The following is a 21,952-nucleotide window of genomic DNA, read 5'->3' as shown; positions in this document are numbered from 1 at the left end:
CTGCGAAAGGCACTTGCGCGGTGTGAATTGCGAGTCTTGGATTCCGCCTCCTCGTCATTGCGAGCGCAGCGAAGCAATCCAGGGGGCCACCGCGGAAAGAATCTGGATTGCTTCGCTGCGCTCGCAATGACGGCGCGTGTGGAGCAGCGCTTACCAAAACAAAAAAGGGCGCGGCCATCAGCCGCGCCTTTGTTCTTCCTACACCGCCCCCGCCTTCTGCGCGTATTCCCATGAGGCCTTTGACAGCGGCACGGTGCGCTTGGCGGATTCGAGCGCCTTGGCGTTGGCGGCGGTACCGTCGCGGACGCGGCCGGCGATGCCCTGGGTGATGCCGGCGAGACGGAACAAATTGTAGGCGAAGTACCAGTTGAGATCGGGCACCGTCATCTCTGTGACGTTGCAATAGATCTGCGCGGCCTCTTCGAGGCTCGGGATATTGAGCGCCTTGAGGTCGGCACCGTCAAGGCCCGGCATGATCCATTGCATCAACAGATAGGTGAAATCGGCCATGGGATCGCCGAGCGTCGACAGCTCCCAGTCCAGCACCGCCTGCACGCGCGGTTCCGTCGCGTGGAAAATCATGTTGTCGAGGCGATAGTCGCCATGGACGATGGAGACGCGCGCCTGCTCCGGCACCGTCTTCGGCAGCCATTCGGCGACCTTCTCGAATTCGGGAATGTGCTGGGTCTCGGAGGCCCGATATTGCTTGGTCCAGCGATCGATCTGGCGGGCAAAGTAGTTGCCAGGCTTGCCGAAGTCGCCGAGCCCGATGGTAACAGGGTCGAACATATGCAGCTTGGCCAGCGTCTCGATCTTGCTGGTGAAGATCTTGCGCCGCGCTTCCGGCTCCTGGCTCGGCAGCGTCGGATCCCAGAACACGCGCCCCTCCTCCATCGACATGATGTAGAAGGCCGCGCCGATGACGCCGTCGTCTTGGCACAGCGCATAGGCGCGCGCGACCGGAAAGCCCTGCTTGCCAAGCGCCGCGATGACGCGATACTCGCGGTCGACTGCATGCGCCGAGGGCAGCAGCTTGCCGAACGGCTTGCGGCGCATCACGTAGGAGCGGTTCGGTGTGTTGAGGCGATAGGTCGGGTTGGACTGCCCGCCCTTGAACTGCAGCACCACAAGCGGGCCTTCGAAGCCTTCGACGTGCTCGCGCATCCAGGCCTCGAGCCGCATCTCGTCGAAGCGATGCCGCTCCTCGACCGGCTTGGTGCCCGAAAACTCCTCGTCTTTCCTGACGCCGTCAGCCACGGTCACGCTCCCTCTTCAGTCCGAACATGATCCTAATCGGTAACCGCTAACGCACTTGCGTCAAGCGGTTACCGCAATTGGATCATGTCCCGTCGTTTCTTCAAGTCGGGAGCGCCGCAGGGCTCCCCCGCTTAGTGATTGGGAGAGTTTGCATACTTCCGAAGTTCGAGCCTGGCAATGGCGCGATTGTGCACCTCGTCCGGGCCGTCGGCGAGCCGCAGCGTGCGGATGTGGGCGTAGTCCTTGGCAAGGCCAGCCTCGTCCGACACACCGCCGCCGCCGAACGCCTGGATCGCCTCGTCGATGATCTTCAGCGCCATGTTGGGCGCAGCGACCTTGATCATGGCGATCTCGGCCTGCGCGGTCTTGTTGCCGACCTTATCCATCATGTCGGCCGCCTTGAGACACAGAAGACGCGTCATCTCGATGTTGGTGCGGGCCTCGCCGATGCGCTGCTCCCACACGCTGTGCTCGACGATTTTCTTGCCGAACGCGGTGCGCGAGGCAAGCCGCTTCACCATTTTCTCCAGCGCCTCCTCAGCCTTGCCGATGGTTCGCATGCAGTGATGGATACGGCCCGGGCCGAGGCGGCCCTGCGCGATCTCGAAGCCGCGGCCTTCGCCGAGCAGGATGTTCTCCTTCGGCACGCGCACGTTCTCGAGCAGCACCTGGGCATGGCCGTGCGGGGCGTCGTCGAAGCCGAACACCGGCAGCATCTTCTCGACCTTGATGCCGGGCGTGTCGAGCGGAACCAGGATCTGCGACTGCTGCTGGTGCTTGGCGGCCTTGAAATCGGTCTTGCCCATCAGGATCGCGATCTTGCAGCGGGGATCGCCGACGCCGGACGACCACCATTTGCGGCCGTTGATGACGTAATGGTCGCCGTCGCGCTCAATGCGGGTCTCGATGTTGGTGGCGTCGGACGAGGCCACCGCCGGCTCCGTCATCAGGAAGGCGGAGCGGATCTCACCGTCCATCAGCGGCCGCAGCCATTTCCGCTTCTGCTCCTTGGTGCCGTAGCGGATGAACACTTCCATGTTGCCGGTGTCGGGCGCGGAACAATTGAACACTTCCGAGGCCCAGGTGATGCGGCCCATTTCTTCCGACAAAAGCGCGTATTCGAGATTGGTCAGTCCCGCGCCGCGGAATTCATCGTCCTCATGCTCGGACGGCGGCATGAACATGTTCCAGAGGCCTTCGGCCTTCGCCTTCTTCTTGAGGTCCTCGAGAACAGGGATCACCTTCCAGCGGTCGCCGCTCTTGTCCTGCTGATCGTAGATCGGCACCGCCGGGCGCACGTGCTTGGCCATGAAGGACCGCACGCGGTCGAGCCATTCCTTTTGCTTGGGCGACATATCGAAGTCCATGCGACGCTCCTCTCTCTCACTGGTCCTTTTGCCCGGACTGTCCTCCCGCTTTGCGCGGCCCGCAAGCGCGAATGCGCGTCCTTGCGGACCTGTCGAAACCCGGCTGCAGTTGCGAACGAGTCCCGATTGCGGATTGACTTTTCCCGACCTTCAAACGATAGTTTCATACAACTGTTTGAATTGCAACTCCCCTCCCCGAGAGCATCCATGGCCAGCGATCATACGAGGTCTGCCATTCTCGCCGCCGCCGAGCGGCTCTATGCCGATCGCGGCTTCGGCGACGTGACGCTGCGCGACATCGTCGCGGAGGCGGGCGTCAACCTCGCCGCGGTGAACTATCATTTCGGCTCAAAGGACGAGCTGATCGCGGAACTGTTTGTCACGCGGTCGATCGCCACCAACCGCGAGCGCCTGCACGAGTTGAAGGCGGCGGAGGAGCAAGGCGGCGGCCGCGCGCCGATCGAGGTCATCCTGCGCGCGTTGGTCGGGCCGACCTTGCGCGGCTGCCTGGGGCCGGAGAACCAGCGCTCGACCGCCGCGCGCTTCATGATCCGCGCCTCGATCGAATCCGTGCCGCCGATCCGGCGCATCAAGAACCGCGAGATCGACCATTTGCGCAAATTCGTCGGCGCGATGCGGCGGTCCCTGCCCGACCGCAGTGACGTCGATATCTATTGGGGCCTCAACTTCGCGCTCGCCATGGCGCATCACACCATCCGTGAGAGCGAGCGGCTGACCAAGCTTTCGGAGGGCAAATGCGACCTCGACGACGTCGAGGATGTGGTCACGCGCGTCGTCAGCGTGGCGACGATGGCGCTGACGGCGGGACGGATGGAGCCGAAGGTCTCTTCAAAGGTGGCGGCGCGTTAGCGCGGATGGGCGTTGACGGTACGGAGCTGGAAGCTGCATTCGCGGTGCGCTCCCTCGCCCCGTTCTTACGGGGCCGCGACGAGCTTTGCTCGCGCTGAGAGGGGTTGGGGTGAGGGGCCTCTCTCCACCCGTGCGGTCTTCGGGGAGACCTGTACCCCCTCACCGGGATTGCACCGGACGATGCTTTCGCATCGCCGAGGCGATCCGACCTCTCCCCGCAAGCGGGGAGAGGTGAAGTCAGCGCCATTCACCTCACAACAGGCGATGCAGTCGATCTGGTCGAAGAATGATTGGTGGGCGGGACTACGCCCGCTGCGGCATCTCCTCGGCCTCTTCCTTGGCGAGCAGCAGCAGCATTTCGATGCCCATCTCGCCTTCCTGCGGCGAGCGGATGAACTTGATCTCGTCAGCGCTCTGCCGCAGCGCGGCAATGATGGCGACGGCCTGATTGGCGGTGGCCGCCTCGGTCGCCAGAATGGCCTTCTGGTCCTTGGCCTGGAACCCGATCGTGTAGGACACTCACTTCCCTCCCCGAACTCAAGTGGAGAGATCGAATCAGAGTCGGAGGCAAAGCGGAAGCCTGTGCGACTACGGACCGGGATTAGCTGGGGATTGCGGGCAAGCTTCACGCAAGCCCCGGCATGGCGCCCCGATTTTCTCGCCGTTTCCACAAGCGCGGCCCTCTTCCCTTCTCCCCTTGTGGGAGAAGGTGGCGCGAAGCGCCGGATGAGGGGTTCTCTCGACGAACTCGACTGCAGCTTTGCACGCGGAGAGAACCCCTCACCCGTCTCGCCGCTTTGCGGCGAGCCACCCTCTCCCACAAGGGGAGAGGGAAAGCCGGCGCCGCTTCGTCGAATCTAGATGATGCCCTGCGCCTTCAGCTGCTCGATCTTGCCGGCATCATAGCCGAGCTTGCCGCCGAGCACCTCCTGGGTGTGCTCGCCCAGAAGCGGCGGGGCGCGGTAGTCCTTGATCGGGGTCTCCGAGAGCGTCAGCGCGTTGCGGACCAGCGACAGATCGGGCTCGAAGGGATGGTTGACCTTCACGCGCATGCCGCGCGACTGGACGTGCGGGTCGGAGAACACCTGCTCGAAATTGTTGATCGGCCCTGAGGGCACCCCCGCCTCCTCCAGCTTCTCCAGCCAGTAGGCTACCTTTTGCTTCAGGAACAGGCCGGCGAAGATCGCCATGATCTCCTTGCCGTGCACGACGCGGTCGTTGTTCTTGACGAAGCGCGGATCGTTCGCGAGCTCGGGCTCGCCGAGCACGGCGCAGGTGCGCTGAAACTGGCCGTCATTGCCGACCACCAGCATCAGCTCGCCGTCGGCGCAGCGGAACACGCCGGCGGGCATGCCGCCATTGCCCCAGGTGCCGCGGCGCGGCGGCGTCTTGCCGTTGACAAGGTAAATTTGGAGCCAGTGCGACAGCGATGCGATCACGGTATCGAACAGACAGACGTCGATGTGCTGTCCCTGCCCGCCATTGGCATCGCGATGGTAGAGCGCCGAGAGAATGCCGATCGAGGCGTTCATGCCGGTCATGTAGTCGACGATCGAGGGGCCGACCTTCATCGGGCCCTCGCCGGGCTCGCCGTCGATATGGCCGGTGACGCTCATCAGGCCGCCCATCGCCTGCAGGATGGCGTCGTAGCCGGCGCGCGGCGCGTAAGGTCCGGTCTGGCCGAAGCCGGTCACCGAGCAATAGATGATGCGGGGATTGATCGCCTTGATGGTCTCGTAGTCGAGACCGTAGCGCTTGAGATCGCCGACCTTGTAGTTCTCCATGAAGACGTCGGCGTCCTTGGCGAGCTCGCGGACGATCGCCTGCCCTTCGGGCTTGGCGATGTTGACGGTGACCGACTTCTTGTTGCGGTTGGCACAGAGATAGAACGAATTGTTGTTGTTGGCCTTGCCCTCGGGGTCGGCGAGGTAAGGCGGACCGAAAGCGCGCGCGTCGTCGCCGGTGCCCGGCCGCTCGATCTTGATCACCTCCGCGCCGAGATCGCCCAGCATCTGGGCCGACAGCGGCCCGGCCAGCACGCGGGTGAGGTCAAGGATCTTGATGCCTGAGAGCGGCAGGGCCGACATGTCGATTTCCTCCGGGGAACTAACCTTGGCGCGGCGGCGGGATCGCGAGGCTGCGCTCCCTGCCGATACCACCATTTTCGCACGCTGAGCACTGCACTGGCGGCATACGGCTATCTCCTGCCGGGCCGGAGGTGATCGCCGTCCGCAAACTTTCCGCGCCGCGAATATTGCTTGATCGGCTCAGGTCACGACCGCCGGCTGTCGCGGCCGGCGGCGAGCGAGCAGAACGAGGATCAGCACCGTCGCGCAGGAGAACACCAGCGTGAGACCGAGCGCAGCACGGCTGCCGAACTCCGTCAGCAGGCCCGCGAGCAGCGGCGGTGAGATCGCGGAGGCGAGGTTGAGCGGCAGCGAGATCATCGACATCGCCTTGGCGAACTCGGCCTGGTCATAGAACACCAGCGGGATGGTCGCCCGCGCCACCGCCATTGCGCCGCTGCCGGCGCCATAGAGCAGGATGAAGACCGCGACCGCCCACGTGGCGCCCTCGCTCGACATCAGCAGCAGCATGGCGACCGGCAATGCGCTGCCCGCGACGAGCCCGGTCGTGATGCCGTCCCATCGTCCGCCGCCGAGAAAATCCAGCCCGCGGGCGCTGACCTGGATCACGCCCAGCATCGAGCCGAACACCAGCGCCTGAGCCGGCACCAGCCCCTCCGCCCGCAACAGCTCGATCAGGATCGCACTGACGCCGAAATTGACGAAGGCGTTCAGCGTGATCGCGGCGACGACGAGGCCGAACGTGCTCCGTGCAATGGCAGGCGGCGGCGACCGCTTCGCCGGCGCGGTGCCCTCGTCCTGTGCGATCTTTCGGCGCGGCGCGCCGAACGCATAGAGCGGGAGGCTGACGAGGAGCATCATCGCGGCGTAGACCAGGCACGTCCCCCGCCAGCCGAGGTGACCGCTCAGGAACGAGGTCGTCGGCCAGAAGATGCTGCTGGACAGGCCCGTCACCAGCATCAGCGCGCCGATCGCGTTCTTGGCCTGCCGCCCCGCGATCTCGTTCAGCATGATATAGGCGCCGGTCGACAGCGTGGCGCTGCCGGCGATGCCGAGGACGATCCACGCGGCGAAATAGAGCATCGGCTCGCGCGCCAGCGACAGCAGCACGAAGCCTGGCGCCGTGACGATCGTGCCGACCATCATCACCGTCCGCGCGCCATGCCGCGCAAACGACTTGGCGAGCAACGGACCGCACAGCCCCATCGAGACGTAGAGAACGGACGTGCCGGCGAACACCGCCGGCAGGCTCATGCCGAGATCGGCGGCGAGATCGCGCCCGACGATGGCGGGAAGCCCGATCGTGCCCCATCCGACCAGCTGCGTGGTGGCGAGCATCAGCAAGACCCCGATGAGCCTGCCGTCATATTTCAAGAACTGCATTCCAAACGTCGCCTGCCCGGCAGGCGCAGATTGCGCCTGTAGCACCTGTCTACTCGGAGAAACGGCGCACGGGAACGCCGGCCGCCGAATGGCAGGCGGCAGCCGGGAGCATGTGAGGACGAGGAAGTCGCCCTACCCTGCCATGGCGAGTAGCGATCGCGCCTCAGTCGCGGTCGCAACGCGCCGGCCGTGGCGCGCGACCGCCTCGCAGGCCAGGGTCACGAGCTCGGCGTTGCTGGCAGCGAGGCGCGTCTTGTCGATGCGGATATTGTCCTCGAGCCCGGTGCGGACCGCGTCCGCCCCTCGGGCGAGCGCCCACCCCATGACCTCGGCCTGATGGCGGCCGATTCCGGCTGCGGTCCAGGTTGCCTTCGGGATCAGCCGCCTGAGCTCGCCCAGGAGAATGTCGAGCACATGCTCGTCCGCCGGCATCGCGTTCTTAACGCCCATGACGAACTGCACGTGCGGACGCGCGTCGATGAGGCCCGCATCGATCAGGCGGCGGGCGCCATGCAGATGCGACAGATCGAAGATCTCGATTTCCGGCCGGATGCCGTTCGTCTTCATGCTAGTGGCGAGCGTCTCGACCAGCGCGGCGCTGTTCTCGTAGACGATGGTCGGAAAGTTCACCGATCCCGTGGAGAGCGAGGCCATGTCGGGCTTGAGGTAGAGCGCCGATCCGCGCGCCGAGGGATCACGGCCACGCCCGCCGGTCGAGAACTGGACGATCATATCAGGACAATGCTTTTTGATCCCCTCCTGCACCTGGGCAAAACGCTCGGGATCGGAGGACGGCGTCTCGTCGTCGTTGCGGACGTGGATATGCGCAAGCGTGGCGCCCGCCTCGAAGGCCTGGTGCGTCGATTCGATCTGCTCCGAGGGCAGGATCGGCACCGCCGGATTGTCCTTCTTGCGCGGAACGGAGCCGGTGATGGCGACGGCAATGACAGCGGGGTTCATCCAGCGACCTCATGATCTTTGCGCTCGCGCGCATAACGTTCGGCCAGTCTTGCTACAAGTGAAACCCTGTCGCCGCAACATTCGTCGATCGCAGCGACAGGGCCTTTTCGTCCGAATCAGGTCGGAAGTGCGGTCGCCCGGCCTGCTGTAGCCGTTCGGCTGGCGGCGGCGCGCGCGATGACCTCGAGGCGACTACCTCGATTCAAAGGCCGCTACGGAAATGACGGAGGAGTGCCGCCCGCCGCGGGCGATTGATCGTCTGGTCGGTTGGCCGCAGCGGAGCCCCCTCACGCGGTGTGGCCGGGATCCACGTGCTTCGGCGTCTTCTTCTCGCGCTGCGGCGTCATCTTGGCCGGATCCGGCGCGCCCGGCACGCCGCGCGGGCCGAGCTGGTCGCGCTGGATGTCGTCCTCGGAGCGGGATGGCTCGACGCCGTTGGGCTCACGGGGCTTGGTCATCGCGTCTTCCTTCTCAAGCGTTGTCCCGGACGCCGAGCGCGTTGCCTCCCGCCTCGCGGCCGGGCACGCTGACCTGAACTTCATGTCCCTCACGCAGCGCGAGGGATGCGGCGGCGACTGCGGACTCGAACGCGGCTTCCTTGGTGGCGTAGGTGTTCTTGACGTCGCCGTCGTGCAGCACGCCCCATTCGTCCCGCACCGGCACGATGGCATATTGCGCAAGGCCCATTGTCCAAACTCCTGGCTCTAGATCTCAGAAAAAAGGTCTGCACGACAACGCGCCTGCGCGCTTAACGTTGCGTCAGCTGCGGATGGGTCGCGCTCACTCGCCAGACCGTGTTGCCGCTGTCGTCCGCAACCAGAAGCGCGCCGATCTTGTCGATGGCAACACCAACGGGGCGGCCGCGCGCCTTATTGTCGCTGTTGAGGAACCCGGTGACGACGTCCTGCGGCGGGCCGCTCGGCTTGCCGTCTTTGAACGGCACGAACACGACCTTGTAGCCGCTCAGCACCTGCCTGTTCCAACTGCCGTGCTCGCCAACGAAGGCGCCGCCGCGATAGGCGGCCGGCAGGCTGGTGCCGGTGTTGAAGGCGAGCCCGAGCGGGGCGACATGCGAGCTCAGCGCATAATCCGGCACGATCGCCCTGGCGACGAGATCCGGCCGCTCCGGCTTGACGCGGGGATCGACGTGCTGGCCGAAATAGCTGTAGGGCCAGCCGTAGAAGCCGCCGTCCTTCACCGAGGTCATGTAATCAGGCACGAGATCGGGACCGAGCTCGTCGCGCTCGTTGACCACCGTCCACAATGCGCCGGTCTGCGGCTCGAAGCTAAGGCCGTTGGGATTGCGCAGGCCGCTTGCGAACACGCGCCAGCGGCCGCTGGCGCGATCGACCTCGAGGATGGCGGCGCGATTGTGCTCGGCCTCCATGCCCCTCTCGGCGGCGTTGCTGTTGGAGCCGACGCCGGCGTAGAGCTTCGAGCCGTCGGGGCTGGCGACCAGGCTCTTGGTCCAGTGATGGTTGATCGGACCGCCCGGCAGCGGCGTCAGCACCGTGCCCGGCGCGGTGATCTTCGTGTCCCCTTCGGTGTAGGGATATCTGACGATGGCGTCGGTGTTGGCGACATAGAGATAGTTGCCGACCAGCGCGACGCCGAACGGCGAGTTGAGATGGTCGAGGAAGATGCTTTGCGTCTCCGGCACGCCATCCCCGTTGCTGTCGCGCAGCAGCGTGATGCGGTTGCTCGCGCCGCTGTCGCCGCCGGAGGTCGCCCAGGACTGGATGACGCCCATCACGAGTTCCTTGGGCCGCTTGATCGGAGCGCCTTTCGGCGCCTTGGATTCCACCACCAGCACGTCGCCATTGGGGAGAACGTAGAGCGAGCGCGGGTGCTGCAGGCCGGTGGCGAAGGCCTTGGCCTGCAGGCCCTGCGCGACCGTCGGCGTCTCGTCCTTCTTCCAGCCGACGATGCGGGCAATGTGGACCGGCGGCAGCAGATATTGCTGGATTTCGGGAAGTGCCGGATTGGCGCCGACCTGCGCCTTGGGATCGCCGCTGCCGTCATTGCAGCCGGCCAGCCCCAGCAGCGACGCGCACAACAGCGCGCGGATCATCGCAGATATCATCGTGCAACTCCCACGCCGTGGCGATAGACGAGAGCCCAGCCGAGCCACCCCGTGATCGGCAGGATCAGCACTGTGAGCGCGGACAAGGCGAGCCCGCTCGGCCACACGGAAGTCCAGCCATCGCGCATGTGGATCATCAGATTGACGATCGAAAGGATCAGCACCACGGCATTGCCGATCAGATGCGGCCAGGCCGGCGCCTGCGCCCGCACCAGCCGATTGCCGAGGAAGTCGATCAGGCCCGCGATCGCCGCCAGCACGCCGAAGACGATTCCGGCGAGCAGCAGCCAGGCCGAAAAATTCGCCCACATGATCTCGGCACTGGCGACATAGGCGATGTCGGTCAGCAGCGCCCCGACGAAACACGTGATCGGGATCGGCACCAGCATCGGATGAATCGGATGACCCGCGATCTGCGCGGTGGAACGCACGCGCACGTCGTATTGCACGGTTGGCCTCGTGACTTTCACCCTTGCCCCCACGGCGAACTCCTGCTCATGACGAAGGTTCCTCCGCGTGCTGCACCGCGCCTGCACCGCGCAAGGGGAACTGAATGGGACATCCGGAAGTCTTGACTGGATCAGCCTTTCGGAGACCGCAGCGTGGATCAGTCTGGCGACGGCGCCTCATTCAACCCAGCATCCAAGCTCGACGGCGTGTCGCGGCGCCAGACCAGGCAGATCGAATCCCAGAGCAGGCCAAGCGCCGCGCTGATCCATGAGACGATCCGCGCCGAAGGCGAGCAGGAGCTGGAGCGGCGATGGTGGGCCATCGTGCTGTCCGGTTTTGCCGCCGGCCTTTCGATAAGCCTGTCGCTAATCGTTCAGGGCGAGTTGCATGCGCTGATCTCGGATGAGGCGACCCGCCGCCTGGTTGCTCCGCTCGGCTACACCGTCGGCTTCCTGGTCGTCGTGCTGGGACGACAACAGCTCTTTACCGAGAACACGCTGACACCGATCCTGCCGCTGTTGCACAACAGGGATCTCGGCACCTTGGCAAGCGTGCTCAAGCTCTGGATCCTGGTTCTCGCCTCGAATATCGCAGGGACCTGGGCGGCCGCCTCCGTGCTCGCTCGCACCAGCATCTTCGAACCTCGCATCGTGGACGCCTTCATCGATCTCAGCCGGCCGACGATCGAGGGGACGTTCTCGAGCACCTTCGTCAGGGCCATCTTCGCCGGCTGGCTGATCGCCTCGATGGCCTGGCTTCTTCCGGCTGCCAAAGGCTCGCGCGCACACATCATCGTAGTGATGACCTATGTGGTCGCACTCGGCCAGTTCTTGCACATCGTCGCGGGTTCGATCGAGTGCGCCTTTCTGGTGCAGAGCGGCCTGGCCTCGTTCAGCCAATATGCCTCCGACTTCTTCATACCCACGCTACTCGGCAATATTATCGGCGGAACGACCCTGGTTGCGCTGCTGAACTACGGACAGGTCGCCGCCGAAATCGATAACCACAGGGGATAGAGCCTGCACGAAGCGGCTGCTTTGGACAGGAACGATAGCGCAGAGCTGGGTTTGCCCTAGCAATCAACGCGGTCAAGCAGGATCATTCATGAGCATCGAGAGCAAGAGCCCATTCGACAGGAACCGGCCGAAGGATCACGCGACATCATTGATCGCGAACTTCAGCGCGGCGACGAGGCCGACAAGAACAAGGTCGATCATCTCCCCGGCGTGAAGGTCAGCGGACAGCCTCAAGGCGGCGCGCTCGATCGCGCACGGAAGGAACGCGAGCGAAGGGACGAGGAATAGCTGATCGGCCGTCAAGCCACGGGCGGCTATCGAGGAAACGCCCTGCTGGGATATCGCGTCCAACAGGTTCTGGAGCGGGTGAAGGGAATCGAACCCTCGTATTCAGCTTGGAAGGCTGCTGCTCTACCATTGAGCTACACCCGCGTTACGGGCTCCCTAACACGGCCGGGCTGCGGTCTCAACTGCCCAGGAGGTCGCTTTCCGGCGTCTTCGGCGGCCTTGCGAACCACCCGGGTTCCTGCGGACCCGCCGCCCCTTAACAGCGGCGGGATCGCCGCCTATATTGAAGACTTCCGAAACCAACGAAAGGAGGTGATCCAGTGTCTTATCTCAAGCGCTGTCACCTCGCTGGGATCGCCCGCTAAGCTTCGAGTAGGGCTTGGCATCGGGGCGCTCTCAGCCCTGGACCAGCGAGCAAGAAATCGGGCGCGACGGGGCTTCCCCGCCGCGCCTTTTTCGTCTGTCGCCGCGGCTCAGGCGGGCGGCTCGCCGGCAAGCACCTCGCGAATCTTCTGCGACAGCTCCGCCTTGCGGTATGGCTTGAACAGCAGCGCCACGCCGGGATCGAGATGTCCGTCGTGGACGATGGTGTTGTCGGTATAGCCGGAGGTGTAGAGCACCCTCACGCCCGGCCGGCGGAGCCTGACGGCTTCGGCCAATTCATGCCCGTTCATGCCGCCGGGCATGATGATGTCCGTGAACAGCAGATCGAATCGGGCACCCTGGTCGACCAGCGCCAGCGCGGACGCGCCGTCGCTCGCAGCGAGCGTGCGGTAGCCGAGGCCGCCGAGTTGCGCGATGACATAGCCCTGGACCAGCGGATCGTCCTCCACCACGAGTACCGTCTCCCGCCCGCGCGCCGTGGCGGGCGCTTGAACCGGCGCCGTCCTGGCCACCGCCTCGCCCTTTGCCCGCGGCAGGAACAGCCGCATCACGGTGCCGCGCCCCTCCTCGCTTTCGATCGCAACAGTGCCGCCGCTCTGGCGGGCAAAGCCGTAGACCATGCTCAGCCCCAGACCGGTGCCGCGGCCGACCCCCTTGGTCGTGAAGAACGGCTCGAAAACACGCTCGCGGATATCGGCCGGAATGCCGTGACCGGTGTCGCCGACTGCAACCATCACGAAGGCGCCGCGCACGCCCTCACCAGCGGTCCCCGTGCCGTCGAGCTCGCGGTTCGCGGTTTCGAGGGTGAGCTTGCCGCCGCCCGGCATCGCGTCGCGCGCATTGACGGCGAGGTTGACGATCGCGGAGGACAGCTGCGACGGATCCACCATCGCGGACCAGGCCTCGTCGGCGAGCCGCGTCTCGATCTCGATTTGCTCGCCGAGCATCGGCCTCAGCAGCTTCGCGGTCTCGACCACGAGCGCGTTGACGTCGATCTCGCGCGGCTCCAGCGGCTGGCGGCGCGCGAAGGTCAGGAGTTGCGAGGTGATCTCCGCTCCGCGCGCGGCCGCATCATCGATCAATTGCGCGATCGCGGCCAGCTCGGGCTTGTCCGCAAGCCCCTCCTGGATGATCTCGATCGTACCGGTGATAACCGTGAGCACGTTGTTGAAATCGTGCGCCACGCCGCCTGTGAGCTGGCCGATCGCGTCCATCTTCTGGGACTGACGCAGCCGCTCCTCGATCTCGTGCTGCGCGGTGAGGTCGGTCGCGGAGCCGCGGTAGCCGAGGAAGCGTCCATCGTCGTCGAAAACCGGCTTGCCGTTGACGCTGAAATGATGCATCCGCCCGCGCGTGTCGCGTCCGCGATACTCGAATTTGCGGAACGGCTCGTGACGGTCCAGCGTCGCCAGATGCGCGCGCCATTTCTCGGCCTCGGTATCCCGATCGAGCGCAGTATCGATGCGACGCGTGCCGATCCGCACTTTGGGATCCATGCCGAAGGCAATCACCCGGTCAGAGAGATAGGTGAAGCAGTGGTCCGGCCCGGTTTCCCAGAACCAGTCGGACGCGGTTTCGGCATAGTCGCGGAAACGCTCTTCGCTCGCCCGCGCCTCCGCTTCGGCGCGCCGGCGGATGGTCAAATCGCGCTCGAGATTGGCATTGGCCTCGCGCAGCTCGCCATAGGCCTGCTGGAGGTTCGCGCACATCGCGTTGAAAGCCTCGATCACCTTGTCCAGCTCGTCGGCATCGGAGGGCGGCCGGCGCTCCAGGCGTAACGGCGGTGGGGGCCGGGTCAGGCTGTATTTGCTGACGTACTCGGCGATGGCCGCAAGCGTCTCGATGTCGGTCAGACCAGGCTTCGCCGCCGTCGGCGCGATGGCGTGGCTGCGCTTGGCGTCCTCGTCAGCTGCGTTGGCCATGCACCATGTTCCCGAAATGGCGGCTCGCTGCTGCGGTCGAGCGGTTGCAGTCTCGAGCAATCCGTGGGCTGAGACGCGCCCGTCTCGTCACCCGATGCAAGCGACGTCCCGTCGGCCCGCGAGCTCGAAGTCGGCAAGTCACGTCTTCCGCCCCCGCAGCGGCACTGCTGGGCAAATTATCACTGCTCGTGCTAAAATGTCATCGGTGAAAGTCCGGTATGGCTCGCGGGACGAGCGCGCAATGATCGTTGCGACCGGGTGTGCAGGCGCCAACTTTGGCGGCTAGCCGTCGCCTGCCTGTCGCTGCTCGCCACTGACCTGCGTTGGCGCAGGACACGATCCGGCTGGCGCGCATCGCCTGCAACCACTACCTGCATGAACGTCATCGCGATCTGGTGCCTGAGGTCGGCAAGGTCATCGCTCAGATGCAGGCGAGCGGCGAGCTGGCCTCGCTGCGCGAGGCGCTGGTCAAGCAGGTCTTGAGCGGGCAATGACGAATGCGGCGTCAGCCGGCGCGAAGCCGCTCGCGCAGCGCGACGGCGGCGATCAGCATGCCGACGCACCAGGCCACGACCGCGCGGTGCGGCTCCTCGCCGAGCAGCACCGTGACCAGAACATGATCCGGAAAAGTGTGTAGCGGTTTTCCGAAAAGATCATGCTCAAACATAACCTCTGGTCAGAAGGCACGGGACGATGGCCTTGGAGGTCCGGCTCATCAGCGCGAGCAGGAACGGCATCGCCGATCGATATCTGCAGAACGTCCATTTCGAACGCCGGCCTTGCCGCAAGGCTTCAGAACCCGAAGAAGTTGAACGCGCGCCGCCGTTTGCCGCGTCGGCTTTCGACGATCCGCTCGCCGCCGTTCTCGGCCGAGCTGCCGTAATAGCGGTGATGGCCGGCCTGGTCGTGCAGATCGGCCGGCTCCGACTGCTCCGTCCGCCGCGCGTCGCAGATGATCTTGATGGTTTGACCCGACATTGCCGCCTCCAGCAAAGAACTTGTTGTTTATGGTCCATCAGTCGCGACCAGTTCCGGCGGCGTTCACATGGGCAAGGACGCAATCGGGTTTCAGGACGGTTTCGCCGCTTGCGGGCCACGCAATATTTTGCTTCGGAAGTGTCGGCACGGGCCGCCGTGCCACGTCCTCAGGACTTGCGCAGAAACAAAAGCAGAAAAGAACGAGGTGACGATGCTGTACGCCATCCTGGCCTATCACGTGGAAGACGAGGTCCTGTCCTGGACACCGGAGCAGGATGCCGCGGTCGTCGCCAAGGTCATCGAGGTTCAGGCGCCGCTGCGGGCCAGCGGGCAGTTTGGTCCGGCGGCCCGGCTGGATGAGACCCGCAAGGCCCGGACCTTGCGCGGCCCCGGCGCGGGAATGGTGCTGGACGGGCCGTTTGCCGAGACCAAGGAGCAGCTTCTCGGCTTCCACTTGATGCAATGCGCCACCGAGGAGGAAGCGATCGAAGCGGCGCGGAAGCTGCGCGCGGTCAATCCGACGGCGGTGTACGAGATCCGCCCGGTCAAGCTTTACGTGCCGGCCGATGGGTTCGGCGCGACATAGAAGCGCTGGATCAGGAGGCCGCCAAAGGCAAAACACCAGACGTAGGGCGCGATATGCGGCGCAAACGCCGCAACGATGGTGCCCGGGATGAACACGGCGACCGGAAACAGCGAAGCCATGATCTCGCGGCTCCAGCCGCGCAGGATGGTCCACCACAGCAAGGCATTGAGGCCGCCGATCGTGGTCAGGTGCAGGCCGTAGAGCACCGCCACCGCGCTGCTCATGGCGTAGTTGGTGTAGAGCCCGTTGGTGACCGGCAGCAGCACGATCGAGAGCAGGAAGAAAAGGTTGAGGACCACCATGCCACGGCTGCCGACGGGCTGACGTGCCAGCCGGCGGTGATGGCTGATCCAGAACACCCCGGCGATGATGAAGCTGAGCGCGAAGCCGGCAAGCTTGCCGGAATACACCCGGGCGAGATCGTTCCAGTCGGGCGCGCCACTGAACACTGCCGCCTTCGGCAAATCGTAAGCCAGCAGCGTCATGGCGACGCCGAAAATGGTGTTGCTGAGCGACTCCAGCCGCCGCATCTCGAATTGTTCGGGTTTGAGCTCGGTCATCTCGCCATGGGGTGCTGGAACCAAAGGGCTGTCTTCCCCCTAAATCCTAATTCCAGTTCCGTCCAGCCGCATTGCGATTCGCGCCGGGATCGCCGAGTCTCATCCTTTCACCGGGGCGATTCGTGGCGACATATCTGGACACGCTCAATGCGGAGCAGCGCCGCGCCGTCGAGCATGGCGTGGCCGACGGCGCAATCGTGGGCGGCCCCCTGCTCGTCATCGCCGGTGCCGGCTCCGGCAAGACCAACACGCTCGCCCACCGCGTCGCGCATCTGATCGTCGCAGGCGCCGATCCCCGCCGCATCCTGCTGATGACGTTCTCCCGACGCGCGGCGGCGGAGATGGCCGGCCGGGTCGAGCGCATCGCGCGCAAGGTGCTGGGCGAGAACAACGCCGCAATCATGCGCGATGCGCTGACCTGGGCCGGCACCTTCCACGGCATCGGCGCGCGGCTGTTGCGCGAATATGCCGAGCGGATCGGGGTCGATCCCGCCTTCACCATCCATGACCGCGAGGATTCTGCCGACCTGATGAACCTGGTCCGGCACGAGCGCGGCCTGTCGAAGACCGAGAGCCGCTTTCCGGCCAAGGGCACCTGCCTGTCGATCTATTCCCGCTGCGTCAATGCCGAGATGGAGATCGAGAAGGTGCTCGCCCAGCATTTTCCCTGGTGCGCGGGCTGGGCCGCCGAGCTGAAGGGTCTGTTCGCCGCCTATGTCGAGGCCAAGCAGGCCCAGCACGTGCTCGATTACGACGATCTGCTGCTGTATTGGTCGCAGATGATGGGCGATGCGCTGATCGCTCAGGAGATCGGCGGCCGCTTCGACCACGTGCTGGTCGACGAATATCAGGACACCAACCGTCTGCAATCCTCGATCCTCTTGGCGCTCAAGCCCGACGGCCGCGGCCTCACCGTGGTCGGCGACGACGCGCAGTCGATCTATTCGTTTCGCGCCGCCACCGTGCGCAACATCCTGGACTTTCCGCAGAGCTTCTCGCCGCGCGCGGAGATGATCACGCTCGACCGCAATTACCGCTCGACGCAGGCGGTGCTGTCGGCGGCGAACGGCGTGATCGGCCTCGCCCGCGAGCGCTTCACCAAGAACCTCTGGACCGACCGCACCTCAGGTCAGAAGCCGCAGCTCGTCACCGTGCACGACGAGGCCGACCAGGCGCGCTACATCGTCGAGGCGGTGCTGGCGAACCGCGAGCAAGGCGCGCTGCTCAAGCACCAGGCGGTGCTGTTCCGGACGTCCTCGCATTCGGGTCCGCTGGAGATCGAGCTGACCCGCCGCAACATCCCCTTCGTCAAGTTCGGCGGCCTGAAATTCCTGGATGCCGCGCATGTCAAGGACGTGCTGGCCGTGTTGCGCTTCGCCGAGAATCCGCGCGACCGCGTCGCCGGCTTTCGCATCCTGCACCTGCTGCCGGGTATCGGGCCTGCGACCGCACAGCGCGTGCTGGACCAGATGGCGGAGAGCACCGACCCGCTTGCCGCGCTCGGCCGGCTGCCGGGGCCGGCGCGCACCGGCGAGGACTGGACCTGTTTCGTCCGCACGGTCGAAAACCTGCGCTATTCGGAATGGCCCGTCGACCTCGAACGGGTGCGGCTCTGGTACGAGCCGCATCTCGATCGCATGCACGAGGATGCCGAGACGCGCCGCGCCGATCTGATGCAGCTCGAGCAGATCGCGAGCGGCTATGCCTCTCGCGAGAAATTCCTGACCGAGCTCACGCTCGATCCGCCGGATGCGACCAGCGACAAATCAGGGCCACCCCTGCGCGACGAGGATTACCTGATCCTCTCCACCATCCACTCCGCCAAGGGCCAGGAGTGGAAATCGGTGTTCGTGCTCAACGTCGTCGACGGCTGCATGCCGTCCGATCTCGGCGCCGGCACCAGCGCCGAGCTCGAGGAGGAGCGCCGCCTGCTTTATGTCGCGATGACCCGCGCCAAGGACGATCTCCACCTCGTCGTGCCGCAGCGCTTCTTCGTGCACGGCCAGGCCGCCAGGGGCGACCGCCACGTCTACGCCTCGCGCACCCGCTTCATCCCGGAGCAATTGGTCTACCTGTTCGAGCGCACCGCCTGGCCGAAGGCAGCAAGCGGTGCCGCGCGCACCGCGGCGCAGGGGCCGAAGATCGACATCGGGGCGCGGATGCGGGGGATGTGGCGGTAGACACAAGAGGCTAGTGTCGAGACCTGTCAGGATAACTGGAACAACAGAGGTCCGACATGAAAGCCGTTGTCGTCGAGCAATACGCCCCCATCGATCAGATCGAGCTGAAGGACGTACCGCCTCCGTCCATGGAGGCGGGACAGCTGCGCATCCGGGTGGAAGCTGCCGGGATTGGCTTCGTCGACGGGCTGAAGATCGAGGGACGCTACCAGACCAAGGACCCCCTGCCCTTCATTCCCGGGACGGAGTTCGCGGGGGTGGTGACGGACGCGCCCGGCGCACCGGGCGGTTACCAACCCGGCATGCGCGTGATGGGCATGACGCGATCGGGCGCACTGGCCGAAGAGATCGTCGTTAGGCCTGAAGCGGTCCATCCCCTGCCGGATGGCGTCGCAGCCGAGGTCGCCGCCTCGTTTCGCGCCAATTACCTGACGGCCCTTTATGCGCTGGGCGCGCGCGCTTCGCTGGCCGCAGGCGAGCAGCTTCTCGTGCTGGGTGCCGCCGCCGGCACTGGGATTGCGGCCGTCCAGATCGGAAAGCTGCTCGGCGCCCGCGTGATCGCAGCGGCGTCGACGCCGGACAAGCGTGAGTTCGCGCAGGCGCATGGCGCCGATGCAGTGATCGATTATACGCAGGCCGGCTGGCGTGACACGCTCAAGGACTTGACGGCAGGACACGGCGCCGACGTGATCTTCGACCCCGTTGGCGGCGAGATCTCGGTGCAGGCCTTTCGCTCCATCGCCTGGCGCGGCCGTCATCTCGTGGTCGGCTTTGCCGCCGGCACCATCCCCGCGCTGCCGTTCAATCTACCGCTGCTGAAAGGCGGCGCTCTGCTCGGCGTCGATCTTGCGCAGATTCCAACGCGCGAGCCCGATGTGCAGAAGCGCCTGATGTCACAATTGACGGACTGGCTTGCCGATGGCCAGTTGAAGCCCGTGGTCGGCCAAGTCTTCGCCTTCGAGGATTTCCGCGCGGCATTCAAGACGATGCAGACGCGCGCTGCGCTCGGCAAGATGGTGGTGCGCATCGGGCGATAAGATCCACAAACGGAAACCGAGCATTTCCGCACGTGCGCTTGTGACCGGGCTGCGGTCCCTTAGATGTGGCCGATCCTCCCACAGAGACTTGATCGATGACCGCACCGCTCGAATTCGGACTGGATACCTTTGGCGACGTCACAAGAGATGCGTCCGGCGACATGATTCCGCATGCGCAGGTGATCCGCAACGTGGTCGACGAAGCGGTGCTGGCGGACGAGCTCGGTCTCGATTTCATCGGTCTCGGCGAGCATCACCGCGCCGATTTCGCGATCTCCTCGCCGGAGACCGTGCTCGCGGCGATCGCATCGCGCACCAGGCGCATCCATCTCGGCTCGGCCGTGACGGTGCTGTCTTCGGACGATCCCATCCGCGTGTTCCAGCGCTTTGCCACGCTGGATGCGGTCTCGAACGGACGCGCCGAGGTGATCCTCGGCCGCGGCTCGTTCACCGAATCCTTCCCGCTGTTCGGCTTCGACCTGCGCAAATATGAGGAGCTGTTCGAGGAGAAGCTCGATCTGTTCGCCGCGCTCTTGTCGCAGCAGCCGGTCACCTGGCAAGGCAAGCTGCGTCCGCCGCTGAAAGATCAGCTGGTCTATCCGCCGGTCGAGAACGGCAAGCTGAAAACCTGGATCGGCGTCGGCGGCAGTCCGCAATCGGTGGTGCGCGCCGCGCATTACGATCTGCCCTTGATGCTGGCGATCATCGGCGGCGATCCAGCGCGCTTTGCGCCCTATGTCGAGCTCTATCATCGGGCCTTCAGGGAGTTCGGTCGCCCGGCCCAGCCGATCGGCGTGCATTCGCCGGGCTACGTCGCCGAGACCGACGCGCAGGCGCGCGAGGAGCTCTGGCCCGACTACAAGGCGATGCGCGACCGCATCGGCAAGGAGCGCGGCTGGCCCCCGATGGGACGCGACGAGTTCGTCCATGAGGCCGAGCACGGCTCGCTCTATGTCGGCGCGCCGGAAACGGTGGCGCGCAAGATCGCGAAGACCGCAAAGGCGCTCGGGCTTTCGCGGTTTCAGTTGAAGTATTCGGCGGGGCCATTGCCGCACGAGAAGCTGATGCGGAGCATCGAGCTCTACGGGCGGAAGGTGGTGCCGATGGTGCGGGAGATGATGGGGTAAGCGTGCTTTCGAGACCGTCTCGGTCCGCCTACGCCCTGCGGCTACGGCGCGACAGCCTTCGCTCACTTCGCGCCACGAACACTTATGCTGGCCCGCCTAGCCGTAGCTCGCGAAGCGAGCGAAGGCTGGTGGGGGAGGCAGGACTCGAACCTGCGAAGCCATGAGGCGGCTGATTTACAGTCAGCTCCCTTTGCCACTCGGGACACTCCCCCGCTCGACGGCAGCACAATCGGGCCGGACCTTGCCGGCGGACCGAAGACGGCCATGGAACGTGAAGGCCGCGGCAACCCGTATCGGGGCGCGACCGGGCGCGTTTATGGGCGAAGCGGTGGGGCAAAGTCAACCGAGGCAAGCAGCTAAAATCGCCCTCGAAGCCACTCAAATTGCCATATTGGGGTCCCCGTGACACAAGCGAGCCCATGAAGGACAAAAAATTCGCCCCGAGGGGCCCCCGCAGGGGGGCTAAGCCCTTCAACAAACCAGGGAAATCGACCGGCCGGCCGGCTTGGCGCGAACGCGATTCGCACCCCGACGGGCCCGTCATTCTCTATGGCTGGCACACCGTCACGATGGCCCTCGCCAACCCGCAGCGGCGGATCCGCAAGCTGACGCTAACCGAGAACGCCGCGCGGCGGCTGGCGGACGAAAACATCGCGACCCGCATCGCGCCCGAGATCGTCCGTCCCCAGGAGATCGACCGCCTGCTCTCGCCCGACGCCGTGCATCAGGGCCTGCTCGCCGAGGCCGATCCCCTGCCCTCGCCGGACATCGAGACGCTCAAGCAGGAAGGCATGGTGCTGGTGCTCGACCAGATCACCGATCCGCACAATGTCGGCGCCATTCTGCGCTCTGCAGCGGCCTTCGCGGTGAAGGCGATCGTGACCACCGCGCGTCACAGCCCCGAGGCGACGGGCGTGCTCGCCAAGGCCGCCTCCGGCGCGCTGGAGCTTGTGCCTGTCGTCACGGTGCAAAATCTCGCCCGCGCCTTAACGGCGTTGAACGAGCGCGGCTTCCAGACCGTCGGTCTCGACAGCGAAGGTACCGAGGACCTCTCGAACGTCACACTGCGCGAGCCGCTCGCGCTGGTGCTCGGCGCCGAAGGCAAAGGCTTGCGGCAATTGACGCGCGAGACCTGCAGCGTCGTGGCGCGGCTCGACATGCCCGGCGAGATCAAGAGCCTCAACGTCTCAAATGCGGCCGTACTCTCGCTCTATGTCGGCGCGAGCCGGCTGGGGCTGATGAAGCGCTAGCGCTTTAGGCGCCGCGCATATCCGGACGATGCTAGACTACGCCTGTTTTGCCCGACGGATCAATCGAAGTCTCTGTTTTTCCGAAATTTGGAGTTCGAACAGTGAGCTAATGAGCGATGCTCGCTCATCTCGGGCACATTGCGCTTCAAGTCCTTGATTTCACTGTT

At 65.2% G+C, this 21,952-nt stretch carries 21 protein-coding genes, 2 tRNA genes and 2 pseudogenes; 8 read left to right on the top strand and 17 right to left on the bottom strand.

All coding sequences use genetic code 11. The features are described from left to right. Positions 1-198: 198 nt before the first annotated feature. Positions 199-1,257, bottom strand: a complete 1,059-nt coding sequence (locus tag I6F28_RS10550; RefSeq protein WP_036010960.1) for a phosphotransferase family protein — start codon at positions 1,255-1,257, stop codon at positions 199-201. A 131-nt stretch (positions 1,258-1,388) separates the two neighbouring features. Continuing rightward, the gene (locus I6F28_RS10545; protein WP_036027669.1) at positions 1,389-2,624 is read right to left on the bottom strand and encodes an acyl-CoA dehydrogenase family protein; all 1,236 of its coding nucleotides are present in this window, start codon (positions 2,622-2,624) and stop codon (positions 1,389-1,391) included. Positions 2,625-2,831: 207 nt separating this feature from the next. On the opposite strand from I6F28_RS10545, the gene I6F28_RS10540 reads away from it, so the two are divergent. Next, complete coding sequence (locus tag I6F28_RS10540; protein WP_036027671.1) at positions 2,832-3,494, top strand: TetR/AcrR family transcriptional regulator; 663 nt, start codon at positions 2,832-2,834, stop codon at positions 3,492-3,494. A 303-nt stretch (positions 3,495-3,797) separates the two neighbouring features. Here I6F28_RS10540 and I6F28_RS10535 read toward each other — a convergent pair whose 3' ends face one another. The 8 genes from I6F28_RS10535 to I6F28_RS10500 form a co-directional block, all read right to left on the bottom strand. Beyond that, a complete protein-coding gene (locus tag I6F28_RS10535; protein WP_036010888.1) occupies positions 3,798-4,013 on the bottom strand; it encodes a hypothetical protein in 216 nt (71 codons plus the stop codon). Positions 4,014-4,351: 338 nt separating this feature from the next. Then, positions 4,352-5,581, bottom strand: coding sequence for a CaiB/BaiF CoA transferase family protein (locus I6F28_RS10530; protein WP_036027673.1), 1,230 nt, complete (start codon positions 5,579-5,581; stop codon positions 4,352-4,354). Positions 5,582-5,761: 180 nt separating this feature from the next. Then, positions 5,762-6,964 carry an MFS transporter gene (locus tag I6F28_RS10525; RefSeq protein ID WP_036027674.1) on the bottom strand — a complete coding sequence of 401 codons (1,203 nt, stop codon included), beginning with the start codon at positions 6,962-6,964 and terminating at the stop codon, positions 5,762-5,764. A 132-nt stretch (positions 6,965-7,096) separates the two neighbouring features. Beyond that, positions 7,097-7,924, bottom strand: a complete 828-nt coding sequence (locus I6F28_RS10520) for a 3-oxoadipate:acetyl-CoA acetyltransferase (RefSeq protein ID WP_036027676.1) — start codon at positions 7,922-7,924, stop codon at positions 7,097-7,099. A 287-nt stretch (positions 7,925-8,211) separates the two neighbouring features. Further along, entirely contained in the window at positions 8,212-8,382 is a 171-nt protein-coding gene (locus I6F28_RS10515; protein ID WP_167361681.1) for a hypothetical protein, read from the bottom strand. Between the two features lie 13 nt (positions 8,383-8,395). Next, a complete protein-coding gene (locus I6F28_RS10510; RefSeq protein WP_036010879.1) occupies positions 8,396-8,611 on the bottom strand; it encodes a hypothetical protein in 216 nt (71 codons plus the stop codon). A gap of 61 nt (positions 8,612-8,672) precedes the next feature. Continuing rightward, on the bottom strand, positions 8,673-10,007 hold the full coding sequence (locus I6F28_RS10505; RefSeq protein ID WP_225139859.1) for a PQQ-dependent sugar dehydrogenase: 1,335 nt from the start codon (positions 10,005-10,007) through the stop codon (positions 8,673-8,675). Continuing rightward, positions 10,004-10,456 (bottom strand): DUF2231 domain-containing protein, encoded by a 453-nt coding sequence (locus tag I6F28_RS10500; protein WP_036027682.1) that lies wholly within the window; start codon positions 10,454-10,456, stop codon positions 10,004-10,006. Before I6F28_RS10500 ends, I6F28_RS10505 begins: the two co-directional genes overlap by 4 nt. Positions 10,457-10,609: 153 nt before the next feature. On the opposite strand from I6F28_RS10500, the gene I6F28_RS10495 reads away from it, so the two are divergent. Next, the gene (locus I6F28_RS10495; RefSeq protein ID WP_036010870.1) at positions 10,610-11,473 is read left to right on the top strand and encodes a formate/nitrite transporter family protein; all 864 of its coding nucleotides are present in this window, start codon (positions 10,610-10,612) and stop codon (positions 11,471-11,473) included. Between the two features lie 135 nt (positions 11,474-11,608). Here I6F28_RS10495 and I6F28_RS10490 read toward each other — a convergent pair whose 3' ends face one another. From I6F28_RS10490 to I6F28_RS10480, 3 genes and pseudogenes are all read right to left on the bottom strand, one after another. Then, complete coding sequence (locus I6F28_RS10490) at positions 11,609-11,824, bottom strand: hypothetical protein (protein WP_225139858.1); 216 nt, start codon at positions 11,822-11,824, stop codon at positions 11,609-11,611. Between the two features lie 7 nt (positions 11,825-11,831). After that, positions 11,832-11,905: transfer RNA gene (locus I6F28_RS10485), tRNA-Gly, on the bottom strand. A 329-nt stretch (positions 11,906-12,234) separates the two neighbouring features. Continuing rightward, positions 12,235-13,980, bottom strand: a pseudogene (locus I6F28_RS10480) (ATP-binding protein); the annotation flags it as partial. Positions 13,981-14,390: 410 nt separating this feature from the next. On the opposite strand from I6F28_RS10480, the gene I6F28_RS10475 reads away from it, so the two are divergent. Continuing rightward, positions 14,391-14,561: a hypothetical protein gene (locus I6F28_RS10475; protein WP_225139857.1), complete on the top strand. Its 171-nt coding sequence runs from the start codon at positions 14,391-14,393 to the stop codon at positions 14,559-14,561. An 11-nt stretch (positions 14,562-14,572) separates the two neighbouring features. On the opposite strand, the pseudogene I6F28_RS37750 reads toward I6F28_RS10475, so the two are convergent. Together I6F28_RS37750 and I6F28_RS10465 are read right to left on the bottom strand one after the other, a co-directional pair. Continuing rightward, positions 14,573-14,832 (bottom strand): annotated as a pseudogene (locus tag I6F28_RS37750) (hypothetical protein). A gap of 27 nt (positions 14,833-14,859) precedes the next feature. Then, positions 14,860-15,045, bottom strand: coding sequence for a hypothetical protein (locus I6F28_RS10465; protein ID WP_225139855.1), 186 nt, complete (start codon positions 15,043-15,045; stop codon positions 14,860-14,862). Between the two features lie 211 nt (positions 15,046-15,256). Here I6F28_RS10465 and I6F28_RS10460 point away from each other — a divergent pair, with 211 nt between their 5' ends. After that, positions 15,257-15,631, top strand: a complete 375-nt coding sequence (locus I6F28_RS10460; RefSeq protein ID WP_036027698.1) for a YciI family protein — start codon at positions 15,257-15,259, stop codon at positions 15,629-15,631. Here I6F28_RS10460 and I6F28_RS10455 read toward each other — a convergent pair. After that, the gene (locus tag I6F28_RS10455; protein WP_225139854.1) at positions 15,598-16,191 is read right to left on the bottom strand and encodes a TMEM175 family protein; all 594 of its coding nucleotides are present in this window, start codon (positions 16,189-16,191) and stop codon (positions 15,598-15,600) included. The genes I6F28_RS10460 and I6F28_RS10455 overlap by 34 nt on opposite strands. Before the next feature lie 122 nt (positions 16,192-16,313). On the opposite strand from I6F28_RS10455, the gene I6F28_RS10450 reads away from it, so the two are divergent. From I6F28_RS10450 to I6F28_RS10440, 3 genes are all read left to right on the top strand, one after another. Then, on the top strand, positions 16,314-18,371 hold the full coding sequence (locus I6F28_RS10450) for an ATP-dependent helicase (protein WP_225139853.1): 2,058 nt from the start codon (positions 16,314-16,316) through the stop codon (positions 18,369-18,371). A gap of 56 nt (positions 18,372-18,427) precedes the next feature. Next, positions 18,428-19,408, top strand: coding sequence for an NADPH:quinone oxidoreductase family protein (locus tag I6F28_RS10445; RefSeq protein ID WP_225139852.1), 981 nt, complete (start codon positions 18,428-18,430; stop codon positions 19,406-19,408). 95 nt (positions 19,409-19,503) lie between these two features. Further along, on the top strand, positions 19,504-20,535 hold the full coding sequence (locus I6F28_RS10440) for an LLM class flavin-dependent oxidoreductase (protein ID WP_225139851.1): 1,032 nt from the start codon (positions 19,504-19,506) through the stop codon (positions 20,533-20,535). Between the two features lie 126 nt (positions 20,536-20,661). Here I6F28_RS10440 and I6F28_RS10435 read toward each other — a convergent pair. Beyond that, a tRNA-Tyr gene (locus I6F28_RS10435) sits at positions 20,662-20,747 on the bottom strand. 207 nt (positions 20,748-20,954) lie between these two features. Between I6F28_RS10435 and rlmB the strand changes: the two genes are divergently transcribed. Continuing rightward, complete coding sequence (gene rlmB, locus I6F28_RS10430; RefSeq protein WP_036010853.1) at positions 20,955-21,785, top strand: 23S rRNA (guanosine(2251)-2'-O)-methyltransferase RlmB; 831 nt, start codon at positions 20,955-20,957, stop codon at positions 21,783-21,785. Positions 21,786-21,952: the final 167 nt, after the last annotated feature.

Source organism: Bradyrhizobium sp. NBAIM14, from assembly GCF_020193895.1.
Taxonomy (GTDB): Bacteria; Pseudomonadota; Alphaproteobacteria; order Rhizobiales; family Xanthobacteraceae; genus Bradyrhizobium; species Bradyrhizobium yuanmingense.
Note: the sequence above shows the minus strand (reverse complement) of the source record. Positions and strands in the feature narration are given on the sequence as shown.